At 65.4% G+C, this 3,019-nt stretch carries 3 protein-coding genes; all 3 read left to right on the top strand.

Annotation, left to right across the window (positions count from 1 at the left end):
• Positions 1-975: AAA family ATPase (locus tag Q7T45_RS16825; protein WP_304872083.1), on the top strand; the 975-nt coding region annotated here is incomplete at its 5' end.
• 18 nt (positions 976-993) lie between these two features.
• Positions 994-2,466, top strand: a complete 1,473-nt coding sequence (locus Q7T45_RS16820; protein ID WP_304872082.1) for a CpaF family protein — start codon at positions 994-996, stop codon at positions 2,464-2,466.
• An 11-nt stretch (positions 2,467-2,477) separates the two neighbouring features.
• On the top strand, positions 2,478-3,019 hold a 542-nt coding region (locus tag Q7T45_RS16815), incomplete at its 3' end, for a type II secretion system F family protein (protein WP_370691296.1).

Genomic DNA, 3,019 nt, shown 5'->3' with positions numbered 1-3,019 from the left:
CTCGCCACCGTGTGCGATTCCGGAACCCGGGTGGTCGTGATCGGCAAGATCAACGACGTCACGCTGTATCGCGAACTGGTGCGCCGCGGCGTCAGCGACTATGTGCTCGCGCCGGTCAATACGATCGACGTGGTGCGCTCGGTCTGCAATCTGTTCTCCGCGCCGGAGGCCAAGGCCGTCGGCCGCATCATCGCCGTCGTCGGCGCCAAGGGCGGCGTCGGCTCCTCCACCATCGCGCACAACGTCGCCTGGGCGATCGCCCGCGACCTGGCGCTGGATTCCGTGGTCGCCGACCTCGACCTCGCATTCGGCACCGCCGGCCTCGACTATAACCAGGATCCGCCGCAGGGCATTGCCGACGCGGTGTTCTCGCCGGATCGCGTCGATACCGCCTTCATCGACCGCCTGCTGTCGAAATGTACCGACCACCTCCGCCTGCTGGCGGCGCCGGCGACGCTGGAGCGGGTCTACGACTTCGGCGCCGAAGCCTTCGATTCGATCTTCGACACGCTTCGCGCCACGATGCCGTGCATCGTGCTCGACGTCCCCCATCAATGGTCGGGCTGGACCAAGCGGGCCCTGATCGGCGCCGACGATATCCTGATCGTCGGGGCGCCCGATCTCGCCAATTTGCGCAACACCAAGAACATCTTCGACCTGTTGAAGGCCTCGCGGCCCAACGACCGGACACCGCTCTATTGTCTCAACATGGTCGGCATGCCGAAGCGGCCGGAAATCAACGCCGGCGAATTCGCCAAGGCGATCGAGAGTCAGCCTATCGCGTCGATACCGTTCGACCCGCAAATGTTCGGCTCGGCCGCCAACAACGGCCAGATGATCGCGGAAATCAACGCCAGTCATCGCACCACCGAGATCTTTCTGCAGATCGCGCAACGGCTGACAGGCCGCGGCGAGACCAAAAAACCGCGGGGTTCGTTCCTGTCACCCCTGCTCGAGAAGCTGCGGGCCAAGTAGCCCGCATGGAGTACCGTCGTGTTTGGTAAGCGTAGCGGAACTGAAGGCGATACGCGGGCACCGAAGCCCGCCGCAGGTGTGTCGTATCCGCCTGCCGCGGCTCCGGCCGCCGTTTCCCGCGAGGCGGCTCCGCCGGTCGTGTCCTCGCCGCCGATCTCCCCGGCGAAATCGGCGCCGCCCGCGCCCGCGATCGACTCGCGGCGGTCGGACGGCTATTACCAGGTCAAGGCCACGATCTTCGGCGCCCTGATCGAAGCCATCGACCTTGCCCAGCTCGCCAAGCTCGACGGCGAATCGGCGCGCGAGGAAATTCGCGATATCGTCAACGAGATCATCGCGATCAAGAACATCGTGATGTCGATCGCCGAGCAGGAAGAACTGCTCGACGATATCTGCAACGACGTGCTCGGATACGGCCCGCTGGAGCCGCTGCTGTCGCGCGACGACATCTCCGACATCATGGTCAACGGCGCCGGAACCGTGTTCATCGAAGTCGCCGGCCGCATTCAGAAGACCGGAATCCGCTTCCGCGACAACCAGCAGCTGTTGAATATCTGTCAACGCATCGTCAGCCAGGTCGGCCGGCGCGTCGACGAATCCTCGCCGATCTGCGACGCCCGCCTCGCCGACGGCAGCCGCGTCAACGCCATCGTACCGCCGCTGGCGATCGACGGTCCGGCACTGACCATCCGCAAATTCAAGAAGGACAAGCTGACGCTGGATCAGCTGGTCAAGTTCGGCGCGATCACGCCTGAAGGCGCCGACATCCTGCAGATCATCGGGCGCTGCCGCGCCAACGTGCTGATCTCCGGCGGCACCGGTTCCGGCAAGACCACGCTCTTGAACTGCCTCACCCAGTATATCGACGACGACGAGCGCATCATCACTTGCGAAGACGCCGCCGAACTCCAGCTGCAGCAGCCGCATGTGGTGCGGCTGGAAACCCGGCCGCCCAACATCGAGGGCGAGGGCCAGGTCACCATGCGCGAACTGGTCCGTAACTGCCTGCGTATGCGCCCCGAACGCATCATCGTCGGCGAAGTCCGCGGACCCGAGGCTTTCGACCTCTTGCAGGCCATGAACACCGGTCACGACGGATCGATGGGAACGCTGCACGCCAACAATCCGCGCGAAGCGCTGTCGCGCTGCGAATCGATGATCACCATGGGCGGATTCTCGCTGCCGTCACGGACCATCCGCGAGATGATCTGCGCCTCGATCGACGTCGTGATCCAGGCCGCCCGCCTGCGCGACGGCTCCCGCCGCATCACCCACATCACCGAGGTGATGGGGATGGAAGGCGACACGATCATTACCCAGGACCTGTTCATCTACGACATGGTCGGCGAGGACGCCAACGGGCACATCATCGGCCGGCATCGCTCGACCGGCATCGGGCGGCCCCGTTTCTGGGATCGCGCGCGATATTACGGTGAAGAGAAGCGGCTGGCGGCAGCACTCGACGCCGCCGAAGTCGTCGCCGAGACCTGAGGGAGCGGGCCATGAACATGCAAGCGCTCGCACTGGCCTTTCTCGCCGCCACCGCCATCGGCGGCGTGGCATGGGTGTTCCTGTATCCGCTGCTGTCGGGACAGCGAAAGGCCGAGAGCCGCCGCGCCTCCGTGGCCAGCCCGGAGCCGGTAGCGCGCAACGTCGACAAGAACCAGCGTTCGCGCCGCGAGCAGGTCGAGGGATCGCTCAAGGAACTCGACGCGCGCCGCCAGAAGGACAAGAAAGTCTCGCTGAGCGTCCGCCTCACCCAGGCCGGCCTGGACTGGACGCCGCAGAAATTCATGATCATTTCCGGCATCCTCGGGGCCGCATGCTTCGGGCTGGTGCTGATCGGCGGCGGCGGAATGCTCGGCGCCGCCGGACTTGCCTTCGCCGCCGGTTTCGGCCTGCCGCGCTGGGTCCTAAGCTTTCTCAAGACCCGTCGGGAGAAGGCCTTTCTAAAGGCGCTGCCGGACGCCGTCGACGTCATCGTGCGCGGTATCAAGGCCGGCCTGCCGCTGTTCGAATCCATCAAGGTGGTCGCCGCCGACGC

The organism is Bradyrhizobium sp., from assembly GCF_030646015.1.
GTDB lineage: Bacteria > Pseudomonadota > Alphaproteobacteria > Rhizobiales > Xanthobacteraceae > Bradyrhizobium.
Note: the sequence above shows the minus strand (reverse complement) of the source record. Positions and strands in the feature narration are given on the sequence as shown.